Origin of the sequence: Micromonospora sp. NPDC018662, assembly GCF_044391475.1 — a bacterium.
Lineage (GTDB): Bacteria > Actinomycetota > Actinomycetes > Mycobacteriales > Micromonosporaceae > Micromonospora.
The window spans coordinates 17,313-31,598 of sequence record NZ_JBISAC010000022.1 but is presented as its reverse complement, the minus strand read 5'-3'; the positions used below and the strand labels follow the sequence as shown (position 1 = coordinate 31,598).

The window sequence follows — 14,286 nt, the reverse complement described above, 5'->3', positions numbered from 1 at the left end:
GATCACCACGCCCGTGGTCAGCGACTCGACACCCACCACACCATCGTCAAGACCCCCCGACCAGCACAAACAGGATGAGACAAGCTCCGTGAATCAGCGGGCGTGGGGGATGGGTGGGGTGGGTGGTGCGGGGGCGGGTCAGGACCAGCGGCGGAGTTCGCGGCGGGCGAGGGACGCGCGGTGGACCTCGTCGGGGCCGTCGGCGAGGCGCAGCGTGCGGGCCTGGGCCCAGAGCGCCGCGAGCGGGGTGTCCTGGCTGACGCCGGCCCCGCCGTACGCCTGGATCGCCTTGTCGATCACCCACTCGGCCATCGCCGGGGTAGCGATCTTGATGGCCTGGATCTCGGTGTGCGCGCCCTTGTTGCCGACCGTGTCCATCAGCCAGGCGGTCTTGAGCACCAGCAGCCGAGCCTGCTCGATCCGCACCCGGGACTCGGCGATCCACTCCCGCACCACGCCCTGCTCGGCGAGCGGGCGGCCGAACGCCACCCGGTCCAGGGCGCGTCGGCAGAGCAGCTCCAGGGCCCGCTCGGCCATGCCGACCAGCCGCATGCAGTGGTGGATCCGGCCCGGGCCGAGCCGGGCCTGGGCGATGGCGAAGCCGGTGCCCTCGGCGCCCACCAGGTTCTCCGCCGGCACCCGGACGTCGACGAAGTCGATCTCGGCGTGCCCGCCGTGCGGGGCGTCGGAGTAGCCGAAGACGGTCATGCCCCGGCGTACCGTCACGCCGGGGGTGTCCCGGGGGACCAGGATCATGCTCTGCTGGCGGTGCCGGTCGGCGTCCGGGTCGGTCTTGCCCATCACGATGAAGATCTCGCAGCGCGGGTCCATCGCCCCGGACGACCACCACTTGCGGCCATTGACGACGTAGTGGTCGCCGTCGCGGACGATCCGGGTGGCGATGTTTGTCGCGTCGGAGGAGGCGACCTCCGGCTCGGTCATGCAGAACGCGGAGCGGATGGCACCGTCCAGCAGCGGCGCGAGCCAGCGTTCCCGCTGCGCGTCGGAGCCGAACTCGGCCAGCAGCTCCATGTTGCCGGTGTCCGGCGCGGCGCAGTTGAGCGCCTCCGGGGCCAGGTGCGGACTGCGGCCGGTCAGTTCGGCCAGCGGCGCGTACTGGAGGTTGGTCAGGCCGGCGCCGTAGCGCGCGTCCGGCAGGAACAGGTTCCACAGCCCCCGGGCCCGGGCCTCGGCCTTCAGTTCGTCCATCACCGGCGGCCGGGCCCACGGGTCGCCGGCGGCGAGCACCTGCGCGTGGTGCACCGGCTCGGCCGGCAGGACGCACTCGGTGAGGAACGCCTCCAGCCGCCGCCGCAGCTCGACCGTGCGGTCGTCGTACGCGAACTCCATCTATCTCTCCCTCACCGCGTGCAGACCGTGCGCGACCAGCGGCGCCACCATCTCGCCGATCCGGTCGAAGCCCTCGCCCAGCGTCTGCCCGAGGGTGTGGCGGTAGTGGATGCCCTCGCAGATCACCGCCAGCTTGAAGCAGCCGAGCGCCACGTGCCAGTGCAGCGGCCCGACGTCGACGTCGCTGCGGCCGGCGTACCGGTCGATCAGCTCGGCGCCGGTGGGGAAGCCGGCCCGGGGACCGATGCCGTCGGCCACCGGGTTGCCCTCGGCGTGGTCGCTGTCGCCCAGCACGTCCCAGTAGGTGAGCAGCAGGCCGAGGTCGGCGAGCGGGTCGCCCAGCGTGGCCATCTCCCAGTCGAGCACCGCCCGCACCACCACCGGGTCGACGGTGGCGAGCAGATTGTCCAGCCGGTAGTCGCCGTGCACGATCCGGCCCGCGTTCGTGCCCTCCGGCACGCTGCCGGCCAGCGCGTCGCGCAGCTCGTCGATGCCGGGCAGCGGGCGGCTGCGGGAGCGGTCGAGCTGGCCGGCCCAGCGCCGGACCTGCCGGGCCAGGTAGCCGTCGGGGCGGCCGAAGTCGGCGAGCCCCACCTCGGCCGGCTCCACCCGGTGCAGCGTGGCCAGCGTGTCCATCATCGCCATCGCGAGGTCACGCCGATGGTCGGCGGTGAGCGCGTCGGTCTGCTCACGCCGCCGGTAGACCTCGCCGTCGACGTGGGCCATCAGGTAGAACGGCGCGCCGATGACGCTCTCGTCGGTGCAGAGCAGCAGCGCCTCCGGAACCGGCACGCCGGTCGGGGCCAGCGCCGAGATCACCCGGTGTTCCCGCGCCATGTCGTGCGCGGTGGCCAGCACGTGCCCGAGCGGCGGCCGGCGCAGCACCACCTCGCGGTCACCGGCGCGCAGCAGGTAGGTCAGGTTGGACTTGCCGCCGGCGATGAGCCGCGCGGACAGCGGCCCGGCCAGGTCGGGCCGGTGGGTGGCCAGGTGGGCGGCGAGCCGGTCGAGGTCGAGCCCGCGCGGGGCCGGACCGGTCGGGGGCCGGGCAGCGTCGACGGCCGGATCGGTCATCCGGATAGTCGACGGCAGCTCAGCTTTGTTGTCAAGGTCGGATTTTCCCGGCGGGACATGCCGCGGCAACGGGGACGAAACGGCCGGCCGGCAGGCTGGGTCCCAGCCTGCCGGCCACCGCGCCGGCCCGCCGAGCGGAGGGGATCAGACATGCTGCTGAGAGTGCGGGTGACCCTGCCCGACCGACCGGGCACGCTCGGCCAGGTGGCCCGGACACTCGGTGTCTCCGGCGCCGACATCGTCCAGGTGGTGGTCCTGGAGCGGCTCGGCGGGCGGGCGGTCGACGACTTCACGGTGGTCTGGCCGGGCGCGGCGCGGGTGGAGCGGCTGCTGGCCGGGCTGGCCGCGATCCCCGGCGTCAAGGTGGACGGGGTGTGGCGGGCCATCGGCACGCCCACCACCACCGGCCAGGACGCGGAGCTGCTCGCCCAGGTGGCGGCGAACCCGACCGACGGGGTGGCCACGCTGGTCGACGCCGTGCCGGGACTGCTCGCCGCGGACTGGGCGGTGGCCGCGGTCGTGCCGCTGGACTGGGCCTCGCGTCCCGGTGGGGCCGGCTCGGCCACGGTCGGGCACGCGAGCTGGCGTACCCCGACGCCGGCCCGGCTGCCCGAGGTGACCCCGCTGCGGGCCCGCGCGCTGACCAGCCCGGAAGGGCACCACTACGCGGTGGCGCCGTTCGGCCGGGCCGGGCTGGTGCTGGTGGTCTCCCGCGACCACGCTGAGCCGCTCTCGGCGGCCGCGTTCCACGCCACCGAGGTGGACCGGCTCGCCCAGCTCGTCCGCGCCAGCGCGGTGATCCTCGGCGACCGGCTGGACCTGGTGGGCGCGCCGCCGGTGACCACCATCACCTGACCCGGTGGCCCGGCGTCACCCCGGGGCAACGGGCGCGCAACAGCCGACCGGCAGGCTCGGTGGCGAGGAAGGGAGACAACCATGGCGCTGTGGCGGATCCGAGCCACCGTGGACGACCGGCCGGGTTACCTGTCGGTGCTCACGGCGAGCCTCGCGTTGCGCGGGGTCAACATCCTCACCGTGCAGGTGCACACCACCGAGGTCGGCGCCGTCGACGACTTCCTGGTCGACGCGCCCGAGCAGGTCACCGAGGCCGAGCTGCGGGCGGCGGTCGAGCGGGGCCGGGGGCGGGACTGCTGGGTCGCGCGCAGCGAGGCGCGCGGGCTGGCCGACGAGCCGACCCGGCTCCTCGGCCTGGCCGGTCGGCTGGTCCGCGACCCGGAGGGGGCCGGCGCGACGCTGCGGGCGCTGCTGGGCGCCGACGCGGTGACCTGGCGCCCGACGTCCACCGCCGCGCCGGGCGGCGTGGGCGGCACCACGATGCTGCTCGCCGACCCGGCGGGCGGCGCCTACGAGCTGCGCCGCCGGGAGCCGAGCTTCACCCCGGCCGAGTACGCCCGGGCGCAGGCGCTGGTCGAGCTGGCGGCGACGCTGGACCGCCGGGACACCCACCGGGTCACGCTGGTGCTGCCCGACGGTGGTGAGGTGTCGGTGCGGCCGGCCACCGCCGACGACGTGCCGGCCGTACGCGAGCTGCACGCCGGCTGCTCGGCGCGGAGCCGGCAGCGGCGTTACCTGAGCGGGGCGGCGGACCCGTCGCCGGCCCGGCTGCGCCGGCTGCTCGAACCGGCGCGGGGGGTGTCCCTGCTGGCCACGGCGGGCGCCGGCGGGGCGGCGGCGCCGGTCGTGGCGATGGCCAACCTGCTCGGCGAGGGCGACGAGGCCGAGGCGGCGCTGCTGGTCCAGGACGACTGGCAGCGTCGGGGTCTCGGCTCGGCGCTGCTGCGGCGCCTGCTCGGGCACGCCGGCCGGGCCGGGTGCGCCGCCGTGCTGCTGCACGTGCAGGCCGAGAACACGCCGATGCTGCGGACGCTGCGCCGGCTGGACCGGCCGGTGGCGCTGGAGCGCGACGGCGGCGTGCTCACCGCGACCGTACCGCTGGCTCCCGCTCCGGCCTCCCCGGCCGGTCGCGTCGCGGGGCCGGTGCCGCCGGCGCAGGCCGCCTGTGGCACGGGGACGGCCCTGCCGGCGCGGGCCGGCCACGGCTTGCCGAGCCAGCGGTCGGGTCCGATCTGATCTCACGGCCGTCCGGCCGGGCCCCTGGGCGAGCCGCAACGGCGCGGCACGCCGACGGGCCCGGCGGGGAGCCGACACCGGCGCCGATGCGGCGCCACCCTGACCGACCTCCGATGCGGGGGACGGTGACACGAACGGGGCCTCCGGTGCGGGGGCCCCGTTCGTGTCCCTAGGCGGCAGGTAGCTGACGGTTCGTCCGCCGCGACCTGCCCGCCGGCAAGATGCCGACCACGCGTCGCCAGCCCCGACGCCCGCCGACGCCCGACACGGCAGAGCGCCCCGGGCCGTACGGGTCCGGGGCGCTCTCGGGCCAGGAGCGGTCAGCCGCGCTCGGCAACCTGGGCGGAGAACCCGTCATGTTGTCCATGTCTTCCTTGATCACACCTGCGAGGGCTCCGATGGGCGGACAAGCGGTGGGACAGAGAGGTGATCATGAAGTTGGCGGCATCAACGGAGATCAACTCCGCCGTCAACCTCATGATCACCCGCTCGGCTTGGAAGTGCGGCGGGCTCGAGTTGAGCGTTTCGTCGATCATGGACTTGTGGTGCCAGGAAATGTCCGATTCAGCATGAAATCGGAGGTGCCACAAGTCCAAGATCGGCAGGGGTTCGCCGCTTCGCCCCGGACCACGTGCAGCGACAGAGTCCCAGGCTGACAACTGGTCGTCGACGTAGCCGGCCCGTGTTCCGTCGGGTGGGCCAGCCAGGATGAATGCTCCGGGCAGCCCGGGGTAGGCGCTAGCGGACAACGGCACGAACGCAACTGAATATGGGGCTGCTCCGCGCAGGTCATCAGATGCTCGACCTGCTCGGCCATCACGCCAGACCACCGCAGGCCCGGCGGCAGGGCGCCCCGGGCCGCACGGGTCCGGGGCGCTCTCGGGTCAGGAGCGGTCAGCCGCGCTCGGCAACCTGGGTGACGAACGCCCGCCAGGACGCCGGCTCGAAGGCGAGCGCCGGGCCGGTCGGGTCCTTCGAGTCCCGCACGCCGACGACGCCGGGAAGGTTGTCGGCGACCTCGACGCAGGCCCCTTGGTTACTGCCGCTGCGGCTGCTCTTGCGCCAGTGCGCGCCGGTCATGTCCATGTCTCTGCCACTTCCGTGATGAGGTCAACTGACTGCCAGTGCGGGCCGTACGGGTCCGGGGCGCTCTCGGGGCCGGTTCGGTCAGCCGCGCGCGGCGACCTGGGCGACGAACGCCCGCCAGGAGGCCGGCTCGAAGGCGAGCGCCGGGCCGGTCGGGTCCTTCGAGTCCCGCACGCCGACGACGCCGGGAAGGTTGTCGGCGACCTCGACGCAGGCCCCGCCGTTACCGCTGCTGCGGGTGCTCTTGCGCCACTGCACGCCGGTCATGTCCATGTCTCTGCCACTTCCGTGATGAGGTCAACTGACTGCCAGTGCGAGAGGGCTTCGCCGCGGACGGCCTCCCACGCTGCCAGTATCGCCGCCACCACGTCCGGCGCGCTAACTACTTGACCCTGTAATTGGTTGTCGAGGTATCCGGCGATTCGGTGGTCAGGGCAGGTAGCGAGCACGAAGGACCCGTTCAGTCCGGCGTAAGCACCGACTGACGAAGGCACCACGTGAACACGAATATGTGGCTCGGCGCACGCCTCGGCGAGCGCTAGAAGCTGTTTCCGCATGGTCGCTCGGACGCCGTAGAACGGCTTCATCAACGACAGCCGTAAACAGCGGAGGATCATCACGCCGAAGGCCCTGCCGGGCAAGGAGGACGGCAGTATGCCGCTCAACGTCCGCACGCGGGATCAGGCTCGCCCCGCCGAGCACGGTAAGCGTGCCGCATTACGCCAGGTCGGCAACCGACTCGTCGGCATCCTCCACGGCTGCCTAAAACCACCAGCTCCTACAACGCGACAACTGCCTGGTCGCACCGCAAGCAACCCGCTGCGGGTTGACACCTCAGCTCCTGGGGTGTCTGACATGGGCGGAGCGCCCCGGGCCGCACGGGTCCGGGACGCTCTCGGGGCCGGTTCGGTCAGCCGCGCTCGGCAATCTGGGCGACGAACGCCCGCCAGGACGCCGGCTCGAAAGCGAGCGCCGGGCCGGACGGGTCCTTCGAGTCCCGCACGCCGACGACGCCGGGAAGGTTGTCGGCGACCTCCACGCAGGCCCCGCCGTTGGTGGACGAGCGGGATGACTTCCGCCAATGAACACCCGTCATGTTGTCCATGTCTTCACCGCTTCCTTCAATATGTCGAGTGTCTGCCCGAGCGGGAGGGCTTCGCCCCGGACCACGTCCCACGACAGGCCCAGGCTAGCAACTGGATCCGGCTGCCCCGCGATCTGCGCTGCCAACTGGTTGTCGACATAGCCGGCCCGTGATCCGTCGGGTAGGTCAGCCAGGATGAACGCTCCGGCCAGCCCTGAGTAAATGCCAGCGGACAGCGGCACGATACGCAACTGAATATGGGGCTGCTCCGCGCAGGTCATCAGGTGCTCAACCTGCTCGGCCATCATCTCCGGACCACCGCAGGCCCGGCGGACGACCATCTCGTCCAGCACCACGAAGAGCCGCGGAGCTGGCACGCGGTCGAGGACCGCTTGCCGCTCCAACCTCGCCGTCACGCGCTGGTCAAGCTCCGGCAGCGGCACTCGCGCCGCGCGGAATGTCGCCCGCGCGTACGCCTCGGTCTGGAGAAGGCCGGGCACGAAGGCGTGTTCGTACCAGCGAAGCGCCGTCGCTTCGCGTTCAATCTCGATCCACTCGCGGAGCCATACCGGCGCAGCATCGCCCTTGACCAGCTCTTCCCAGAGCGTCGCGAAGTACCCACCCGTCGCCAGTGCCTTATCTACGGCGGCAAGGAACGGCAACGTCGGCGGCTTCGTGCCTGTCTCAATCGCACTCACCTGCGAATCCGAGCAGAAGACCCGCTCGCCGAGTTGGGCTTGGGTTAGCCCGGCAGCCGTGCGCCGCCGCCGTAGCTCGCGTAGTAGGTACTCAGACGGCGAGATTCCCACGGCTTCCACGCCCTTCCACAATGCTCCACACATTTCTTCGGGAACCCGCGCCCGGCCCCCACGCTCCGCGATCAGGCAATCACTATTCCGAGCGTAAGGGGCGTGCGTCCAGGGTGGAAGGACAGACGGCGCGGCCGGCAGGGACCACCTGAGACCCGGAGACCGTGTCAGTCAGGGGACCGCCTCGCCCGGCAGGCACCAGCGCGGGGCGGTGCCCTTCCCCTTTCCACCCGAGAGGAGGGCGTGTCCGTGCCCGAGGAGAAGCCGACCCACAGCCCGCCGTCGACTCCGCCGCCGGTCCGGCCGAACCGCGTTCCGTCGTCGCGCTGGCTGTCGTCGCCGGCCGCGACGACGCTCTTTCCTCGACCGGGCGACGGCCGGTGACCAGGCTGCGCCGCCGTCGGCCGGAGGTGCCCGCGCTGCGTGCTGGCGACGTCCTGCACCTGACCCGGGAGGCGTCGCCGCAGTTCGTCCGTCCGATCAGGGCCCGGCTGATCCGGGTGCTGGACTGGACGACGTACGACGGGTGGTTGTGGGCCGACGTCTACCAGCTCGGCCCGGACGGCAACGCGACCGCCCGCCGGTCGGTGTACCTGCGGCGGAGCGGAGTGCGCGTGCTGACCCCACCGCCGCCGGTGTCGCAGCGCCGCCCGCGCGTCGGCGCTCTCGTGTGATGGCCCGCCGTCCCGGCCCCGCCGACCATGTCCCGTCGCGGCCCACCTGGCGCTGCCGCGCTTGCGGGGTGGCCTGGCCGTGCTCGACGGCGAAGCTGAGCCTCCTCGCGCGCTACCGCGAGCGGAAGGCCGAGCTGAGGGCGTACCTCCTGACCCTGCACGAGACCGCGGCCGAGGAACTGGCCGACCTGGACAGCGGCCGGCGTCCGGCGGACCTCGAAGACCGCTTCACCGCCTGGGCCGAGCCTCGCGGCTGACCATCCCCGAGTGCCCCCCGGCACCGGGCCGTCTTCCCAAACGGGTGATCGCGAGATTACATTGTCAACCATCCATGGGAGCGCTCCCGGCGCTCCTGCGGCCCACCCCACCACCACCGCCGCACGGCGGCCCGACCGGCACCGTCCGACGCCGATCGCGCCGCCGTGCGGCAGCCCATCCTCCACAGGAGCTCGCCATGCCCCGACCGACCCCGCCGCCGCGCGGTCGCCCGTCCCGCCGGCTGCTCGCCGCCGGCGCCGCGCTGGTGGCCGCGTTGGCCACCGCCGTACCGCTCCCGGCCGCCGCCGCGCCGGCCGCCGCGCCCGCCCCGGCGGCGCAGGCCGCGCCCGCGTACAACTACGCCGAGGCGTTGCAGAAGTCGCTGTTCTTCTACGAGGCGCAGCAGTCCGGCCGCAAGCCGGCCTGGAACCGGGTCTCCTGGCGCGGTGACTCGGCGTTGACCGACGGCGCCGACGCCGGCCTCGACCTCACCGGCGGCTGGTACGACGCCGGCGACCACGTGAAGTTCGGTTTCCCGATGGCGTTCAGCGCCACCATGCTGGCCTGGGGCGCGGTCGAGTACCGGGACGGCTACGTCGCCTCCGGCCAACTCAGCTATCTGCTCAACAACCTGCGCTTCGTCAACGACTACTTCATCAAGGCGCACCCCGCCCCGAACGTCCTCTACGGCCAGGTCGGCAAGGGCGACGACGACCACAAGTGGTGGGGGCCGGCCGAGGTGCTGCCGATGGCGCGGCCCGCGTACAAGATCGATGCGAGCTGTGGCGGCGCGGACCTGGCCGGCGAGACGGCGGCCGCGATGGCCGCGTCGTCGATGGTGTTCCGCCCCACCGACGCCGCCTACGCGGACAAGCTGCTCGGCCACGCCAAGCAGCTCTACACGTTCGCCGACACGGTGCGGAAGGCCTACAGCGAGTGCATCACCGACGCGGCGTCGTTCTACAAGTCGTGGAGCGGCTACCAGGACGAGCTGGTCTGGGGCGCGATCTGGCTCTACCGGGCCACCGGTGACGCGACCTACCTGACCAAGGCGGAGAGCGAGTACGACAAGCTCGGCACCGAGCCGCAGTCCACCACCCGCTCCTACAAGTGGACGCTCGCCTGGGACAACAAGCAGTTCGGCGCGTACGTGCTGCTGGCCAACCTGACCGGCAAGCAGAAGTACGTCGACGACGCCAACCGCTGGCTCGACTACTGGACCGTGGGCGTCAACGGGCAGCGGGTGCCGTACTCGCCCGGCGGGATGGCGGTGCTGGACTCCTGGGGCGCGCTGCGCTACGCCGCCAACACGTCGTTCGCCGCGCTGGTCTACAGCGACAAGACCACCGACGCGACGCGTAAGGCGCGCTACCACGACTTCGCCGTCCGGCAGATCAACTACGCGCTCGGCGACAACCCGCGCAACTCCAGCTACGTGATCGGGTTCGGGAACAACGCGCCGAAGAACCCGCACCACCGCACCGCGCACGGCTCCTGGTGGGACAGCCAGACCGTGCCCACGGAGACCCGGCACGTGCTCTACGGCGCGCTGGTCGGTGGCCCGTCGTCGGCCAACGACGCCTACAGCGACAGCCGGTCGGACTACGTGATGAACGAGGTGGCCACCGACTACAACGCCGGCTTCACCTCCGCGCTGGCCCGGCTGACAGGCGAGTACGGCGGCAGCCCGCGCGCCGGGTTCCCGGTCGCCGAGACGCCCGACATGGACGAGCTGACCGTGGAGACCACGGTGATGCAGGCCGAGCCGCGGGCCACCGGGCTGAAGGCGGTCATCTACAACAAGTCGGCGTTCCCGGCCCGGGCGCTCACCACCGGAAAGTTCCGGTACTACTTCCGGCCCGACGGCACCGGCCCGGTGACCGTCACGCCCGGCTACACCCAGGGCTGCCCGTCGCCGTCGACCGCCAAGCAGTTCAGCGGCGACATCTGGTACGTCGAGGTCGACTGCACCGGCTACACCATCGCGCCGGCCGGGCAGTCGCAGCACCGGATGGAGGTGCAGTTCAAGATCGGCGTGCCGGAGGGCGGCACCTGGGACCCGACGAACGACCCGTCGTACCAGGCCACCGCCGGGCCGAACCGGAAGGTGCCGCTGTATTCCGGCGGCGTGCGGGTCTGGGGCGACGAGCCCGGCTCGGCCACCCCGGACACCACCGCGCCGAGCGTGCCCGGCACCCCTGTCGCGTCCGCCGTCACGGCCACCGGGCTCACGCTGACCTGGGCCGCCGCCACCGACACCGGCGGCAGCGGCCTGGCCGGCTACGAGGTGACCCAGGCGCAGACCGGCAGCGACGCGCTGGTGCTGCGCCAGTCCACCACGAACACGCTCGCGGTGACCGGGTTGGCGCCGCAGCGGACGTACTCGTTCACCGTGCGCGCGCTCGACGGCGCCGGCAACCGCTCCGCGGCCTCGGCGGCGCTGACCGTCACCACGCCGGCCGCGCCCGCGCCGGACACCACCCCGCCGACCGCGCCCGGCACGCCCACCGCCTCGGCGGTCGGCCCGACCGGCCTGACCCTGACCTGGGGTCCGGCCACCGACGCGGTAGGGGTCACCGGCTACCGCGTCTATCGGGGCGGCACCGTCCTGGTCGGCTCCACCGCCGGCACCACGCTCGCGGTGACCGGGCTGACCGCCTCCACGGCGTACACGTTCACCGTGGTCGCGGTGGACGCGGCCGGCAACGTCTCGCCGGCCTCGCCGCCGGTCACCGTCACCACGACGGCCCCGCCGGCCGGCGGCGGCTGCGCGGTGGCCTGGACGGCGAACACCTGGGACACCGGGTTCACCGCGAACGTCACCGTCACCAACACCGGCACCACCGCGATCAACGGCTGGACGCTCGCCTTCACGTTCCCGAGCACCGGGCAGAAGGTCGGGCAGGGCTGGTCGGCCAACGTCACCCAGACCGGCACGGCGGTGACCGCGTCGAACCTGGCCTACAACGGGGCGCTGGCGGCGGGGGCGTCGACGAGCTTCGGCTTCAACGGCACCCACACCGGTACGAACCCGAAACCCACCGCCTTCACCCTCAACGGGGCGGCCTGCACGGTCTCCTGACCGTCGCTCCGGCCCGGCCGGTCACGTATACACGTGGCCGGCCGGCCGCCGGTTCCCGGAATTAACTTCCGAAACTTTTCCGAAACTTGTTGTCCGGACGACCGGTCGATGAAAGCATCGATTCCGTTAAATCCCTCAACTGAGACGTCCGGTCGTCCCCGCCCAGGCGACCCGGGTGTTGGCCCACCAAGGAGGCCAAGGTGACAGTGAGTCCATCCGTTCCGCGTGGCGGGCACTCGCGGCGGCGATCGCCCGCCGTCAGAGCGTTGCTCGCCGGCGCGGTCAGCGTCGTGACAGTGGCCGCGGTCGCGGTGATGATGCCGTCGGCGAACGCCGCGGCGAGCACGCTGGGCGCGGCGGCAGCGCAGTCGGGCCGCTACTTCGGCACGGCGATCGCGGCCGGCCGGCTCGGTGACTCGACGTACAGCACGATCGCGGCGCGTGAGTTCAACATGATCACGGCCGAGAACGAGATGAAGCCGGACGCGACCGAGCCCCAGCGCGGCCAGTTCAACTTCAACTCCGGCGACCAGATCTACAACTGGGCCACCCAGCGTGGCCTCAAGGTGCGCGGGCACACGCTGGCCTGGCACGCCCAGCAGCCCGGCTGGATGCAGAGCCTCAGCGGCAGCAACCTGCGCCAGGCGATGATCGACCACATCAACGGTGTGATAGCCCACTACAAGGGCAAGCTCGCCGCGTGGGACGTGGTGAACGAGGCGTTCAACGAGGACGGCAGCCGCCGCAACTCCAACCTGCAGGGCACCGGCAACGACTGGATCGAGGTGGCGTTCCGCACCGCGCGGGCGGCCGACCCGTCGGTGAAGCTCTGCTACAACGACTACAACATCGAGAACTGGTCGTACGGCAAGACGCAGGGCGTCTACCGGATGATCCAGGACTTCAAGTCCCGGGGCGTGCCGATCGACTGCGTCGGTCTGCAGACCCACTTCACCGGCGGCAGTTCGCTGCCGAGCAACTTCCAGACCACGCTGTCCAGCTTCGCCGCCCTCGGCGTGGACGTGGCGCTCACCGAGGCCGACGTCACCAACGCGTCGACCTCGCAGTACGCCGGGCTGACCCAGGCCTGCGTCAACGTGCCGCGCTGCATCGGCATCACGGTCTGGGGCGTGCGCGACAGCGACTCGTGGCGCTCGGGTGAGAGCCCGCTGCTGTTCGACGGCGGCGGCAACAAGAAGGCCGCGTACACCTCCGTCCTCAACGCGCTCAACGCCGCCGCCCCGACCTCGGGGCCGACCACGAGCCCGACCACGGGACCGCCGCCGAGCGGTGGGGCCGGGCGGATCGTCGGCGTGCAGTCGGGCCGGTGCGTCGACGTGCCCAACGCCACGCAGACCAACGGCACCCGGGTGCAGCTCTACGACTGCAACGGCCAGTCGAACCAGCAGTGGACGTACACGTCGAACAAGCAGTTGATGGTCTACGGCAGCAAGTGCCTCGACGCGAACGCCAAGGGCACCGCGAACGGCACCGCGATCATCATCTACGACTGCAACGGTCAGCCGAACCAGCAGTGGAACGTCAACGCCAACGGCTCCATCAGCGGCGTGCAGTCGGGCCGCTGCCTCGACGTCTGGGGCACCGCCAACGGCCAGCAGGTCCAGCTCTACGACTGCAACGGCCAGGCCAACCAGCAGTGGCGGACCGAGTTCGGCACCACCACGCCGCCCCCCACCACGCCGCCGCCGACCACGACGCCGCCGCCGAACGGCTGCGCGCTCCCGTCGACCTACCGCTGGTCGTCGACCGGCGCGCTGACGAACCCGGCGAACGGCTGGGTGTCGCTCAAGGACTTCACCAACGTGGTCTACAACGGCAAGCACCTGGTCTACGGGTCCAACGTCAACAGCAGCGGCTCGTACGGCTCGATGAACTTCAGCTTGTTCACGAACTGGTCCGACATGGCCTCGGCCGGTCAGACCGGGATGAGCCAGGGCACCGTGGCGCCCACGCTGCTGTACTTCGCCCCGAAGAACATCTGGGTGCTGGCGTACCAGTGGGGGCCGACCTCGTTCAGCTACAAGACGTCGAGCGACCCGACCAACGCCAACGGCTGGTCCGCGCCGCAGACGCTCTCCACCGCCAGCCTCCCCGACGCGCCGTACGGCGTGATCGACCAGACCCTCATCGGCGACGACCAGAACATGTACCTCTTCTTCGCCGGGGACAACGGCAAGATCTACCGGTCGAGCATGCCGCTCGGGAACTTCCCGGGCAGCTTCGGCTCGACCTACACGACGATCATGACCGACTCGACAAACAACCTGTTCGAGGCGGTCGAGGTCTACAAGGTCCAGGGCCAGAACCAGTATCTGATGATCGTCGAGGCGATCGGGAGCCAGGGGCGCTACTTCCGCTCCTTCACCTCCAACAGCCTCAGCGGTTCGTGGACCCCGCAGGCCGCCACCGAGAGCAACCCGTTCGCGGGCAAGGCCAACAGCGGCGCGACGTGGACGAACGACATCAGCCACGGTGACCTGGTCCGCACCAACCCCGACCAGACCAAGACCATCGACGCGTGCAACCTGCAGTTCCTGTACCAGGGCAAGAACCCCAGCGCGGGCGGCGACTACAACCTGCTGCCCTGGCGGCCGGGTGTGCTGACCCTCCAGCGCTAGCCGACCGGGCGTGGGCCGCCCCCCCCCGGGGGCGGGCCCCCCCCCCCCCCCCGCCCCGGGCGCCGGGGGGCGGGGCCGCCGGCGGGGGGGGGGGCCCCCGCCCCCCGGGGCGCCGCGCCGGAGGGGCCGGATTGGCACC

12 protein-coding genes and 1 pseudogene are annotated in these 14,286 nt (G+C 72.0%); 6 read left to right on the top strand and 7 right to left on the bottom strand.

The features are described from left to right. Positions 1-138 precede the first annotated feature (138 nt). Positions 139-1,350: an acyl-CoA dehydrogenase family protein gene (locus ACH495_RS31590; protein WP_396861373.1), complete on the bottom strand. Its 1,212-nt coding sequence runs from the start codon at positions 1,348-1,350 to the stop codon at positions 139-141. Beyond that, positions 1,351-2,424: a phosphotransferase family protein gene (locus ACH495_RS31585; protein WP_396861372.1), complete on the bottom strand. Its 1,074-nt coding sequence runs from the start codon at positions 2,422-2,424 to the stop codon at positions 1,351-1,353. It lies immediately after the preceding gene. 150 nt (positions 2,425-2,574) lie between these two features. On the opposite strand from ACH495_RS31585, the gene ACH495_RS31580 reads away from it, so the two are divergent. After that, a complete protein-coding gene (locus tag ACH495_RS31580) occupies positions 2,575-3,279 on the top strand; it encodes an amino acid-binding protein (RefSeq protein WP_396861371.1) in 705 nt (234 codons plus the stop codon). A gap of 81 nt (positions 3,280-3,360) precedes the next feature. Next, on the top strand, positions 3,361-4,515 hold the full coding sequence (locus tag ACH495_RS31575; RefSeq protein ID WP_396861370.1) for a GNAT family N-acetyltransferase: 1,155 nt from the start codon (positions 3,361-3,363) through the stop codon (positions 4,513-4,515). Positions 4,516-5,409: 894 nt separating this feature from the next. Here the strand turns inward: ACH495_RS31575 and ACH495_RS31570 are convergent. The 5 genes and pseudogenes from ACH495_RS31570 to ACH495_RS31550 all read right to left on the bottom strand — a co-directional run bounded on the left by ACH495_RS31570 (position 5,410) and on the right by ACH495_RS31550 (position 7,527). Next, on the bottom strand, positions 5,410-5,601 hold the full coding sequence (locus tag ACH495_RS31570) for a DUF397 domain-containing protein (protein WP_396861369.1): 192 nt from the start codon (positions 5,599-5,601) through the stop codon (positions 5,410-5,412). Between the two features lie 81 nt (positions 5,602-5,682). Beyond that, positions 5,683-5,874, bottom strand: coding sequence for a DUF397 domain-containing protein (locus tag ACH495_RS31565; protein ID WP_396861368.1), 192 nt, complete (start codon positions 5,872-5,874; stop codon positions 5,683-5,685). Next, positions 5,865-6,303, bottom strand: a pseudogene (locus ACH495_RS31560) (DUF5753 domain-containing protein); the annotation flags it as partial. The pseudogene ACH495_RS31560 and the gene ACH495_RS31565, both read right to left, overlap by 10 nt. Before the next feature lie 208 nt (positions 6,304-6,511). Next, a complete protein-coding gene (locus ACH495_RS31555; protein WP_396861367.1) occupies positions 6,512-6,706 on the bottom strand; it encodes a DUF397 domain-containing protein in 195 nt (64 codons plus the stop codon). After that, a complete protein-coding gene (locus ACH495_RS31550) occupies positions 6,694-7,527 on the bottom strand; it encodes a helix-turn-helix transcriptional regulator (RefSeq protein WP_396861366.1) in 834 nt (277 codons plus the stop codon). Before ACH495_RS31550 ends, ACH495_RS31555 begins: the two co-directional genes overlap by 13 nt. A gap of 347 nt (positions 7,528-7,874) precedes the next feature. Between ACH495_RS31550 and ACH495_RS31545 the strand changes: the two genes are divergently transcribed. From ACH495_RS31545 to ACH495_RS31530, 4 genes are all read left to right on the top strand, one after another. Further along, on the top strand, positions 7,875-8,168 hold the full coding sequence (locus ACH495_RS31545; protein WP_396861365.1) for a hypothetical protein: 294 nt from the start codon (positions 7,875-7,877) through the stop codon (positions 8,166-8,168). Between the two features lie 68 nt (positions 8,169-8,236). Beyond that, positions 8,237-8,425 (top strand): flavin reductase, encoded by a 189-nt coding sequence (locus ACH495_RS31540; RefSeq protein ID WP_396861364.1) that lies wholly within the window; start codon positions 8,237-8,239, stop codon positions 8,423-8,425. Positions 8,426-8,622: 197 nt separating this feature from the next. Next, positions 8,623-11,508 carry a glycoside hydrolase family 9 protein gene (locus ACH495_RS31535; RefSeq protein ID WP_396861363.1) on the top strand — a complete coding sequence of 962 codons (2,886 nt, stop codon included), beginning with the start codon at positions 8,623-8,625 and terminating at the stop codon, positions 11,506-11,508. A gap of 200 nt (positions 11,509-11,708) precedes the next feature. Next, positions 11,709-14,147 carry a non-reducing end alpha-L-arabinofuranosidase family hydrolase gene (locus tag ACH495_RS31530; RefSeq protein WP_396861362.1) on the top strand — a complete coding sequence of 813 codons (2,439 nt, stop codon included), beginning with the start codon at positions 11,709-11,711 and terminating at the stop codon, positions 14,145-14,147. The last annotated feature ends 139 nt before the right edge of the window (positions 14,148-14,286 follow it).